Source organism: Aeromonas sp. QDB11 (assembly GCF_027705265.1).
Taxonomy (GTDB): Bacteria; Pseudomonadota; Gammaproteobacteria; order Enterobacterales; family Aeromonadaceae; genus Aeromonas; species Aeromonas allosaccharophila.
Genome location: NZ_JAPDBM010000167.1, coordinates 1 through 1,503 on the forward strand (window position 1 = coordinate 1; position 1,503 = coordinate 1,503).

General features: G+C 37.9%; 2 protein-coding genes. One reads left to right on the forward strand and one right to left on the reverse strand.

The window, feature by feature from the left end; translation table 11 throughout:
• Positions 1–43: 43 nt before the first annotated feature.
• Positions 44–769 carry a hypothetical protein gene (locus OKC40_RS22415; RefSeq protein ID WP_270797020.1) on the reverse strand — a complete coding sequence of 242 codons (726 nt, stop codon included), beginning with the start codon at positions 767–769 and terminating at the stop codon, positions 44–46.
• 298 nt (positions 770–1,067) lie between these two features.
• Here OKC40_RS22415 and OKC40_RS22420 point away from each other — a divergent pair, with 298 nt between their 5' ends.
• The gene (locus OKC40_RS22420) at positions 1,068–1,244 is read left to right on the forward strand and encodes a helix-turn-helix transcriptional regulator (protein ID WP_270797021.1); all 177 of its coding nucleotides are present in this window, start codon (positions 1,068–1,070) and stop codon (positions 1,242–1,244) included.
• Positions 1,245–1,503: the final 259 nt, after the last annotated feature.

Sequence of the window (1,503 nt, forward strand, 5' to 3'; positions counted from 1 at the left end):
AGGCAGAGAAAATCCAAGCAAAACAACACGTTAGACGGTATTATTAATTCGCTTGCCGCTTAAGGTTCTGTACATGATTTAGCACTAGTGGTGTGTAATCTATTCTTTTATGTTCTAGGTAATGGTGTAACCATGAAACTTTGTCTTTATTGTGTTTTTTAAACCAAGCTGTAATTTCATCATTTTTCATTATTGATTCAGAAAATTCAGATATAGCTCGTGCTAGCTTTTCTTTTGCTGCTTTATTGCAAGGGAGTCTATTGATGGTTGATATTATATTCTGCATGCTTACGTTGCTGTTTTTTTTGCTATCCATGCTGGTGTGAATTTTTATGTTTTCATCAACCAATGATTGGTGGATAACAAAGTCATAGTTTTTATCTAATATTTGGTCTCTGCTATCATCGCGTATAGTAATGTGACTAATTAGTCTCCATATGAAGCAATTTAACCGAGTGTTTTTATTTTCTAGCCAGTCAAAATTTTTTTCTGTAAGACATTTTTCATGAAATTCGTTTTCTAAAGTACATATCCACCTTTGAAGCTCAAAAGGATTTTCATCTCTTGGATTGTAGTTACGCATAAATGCGTCAGCGCTAGGTTCTTTGCAAGCGCGCGCTAAATACTTCATTAACATGGGGTGTGGTGGAGTGTCTGCAGGTGATGCATGATTAATTTGTCCTGTTCTATACCAGAGATAATCCACAAAAATAGGACTATCTAATTTCTTTAAAACTTTTATATCAACACCATATTCAGTAACAGCCATGGAACATTACCTCTGATCTACATTGTAGTTATTATCGTGGTTTTATGAGTGAATCAGTGTGTGTTTTTTAGTAGCGTTTTTCAAGTGTTTGTTGTGGTCTTATGTTGGCGTGATGCCATGTTAGCACTGGGGTTTATGAGATGGAAGCGCCATTATTAATGGGTTGGACCTAAATTTGGTTGGCATGATCACATGCCATGTATGCACCTTGTCAGTTGTTGGAGCGTAATGTGTGAAGCGTGGTTTGTAATTTTTAACATCGCTGGTCCAGCTATGAGCAAATAGCTGGACCAAAAAAGTGAAACTAATAAAACTCAAAGAAGTCACGGAAATTACGACGTTATCCAAAGCGACTATTTATCGCTTGATGAGTAAAGGGGAATTTCCAGGTGCTATTCCTTTAGGGCCTCGTGCGGTCGCTTGGAAGCTGTGTGAAGTAATTGAATGGATTGATTTGAAGGCATCTTCCAGATAGGAGGTATCGAGCTAAGTTCAGAGTAAATTCTTTGTCTTAATGCTCGGCATTATCGAGCGCTTATCGAAAATAACCAAGCTTTTCTCGGCGATTTAGAATGTCGCTCAGTTCGGTAATAGTATTACATATACACGCGAAGTGTATAACAAGGTAGAGGGGGAAGGAGATATATCGAGGGTGAGTGGCTAATAACATCATGTCGATCAGCCAATAACATCATGCCGATCACCATTTTTCTACCCGCAGGAACTGCGTCTTT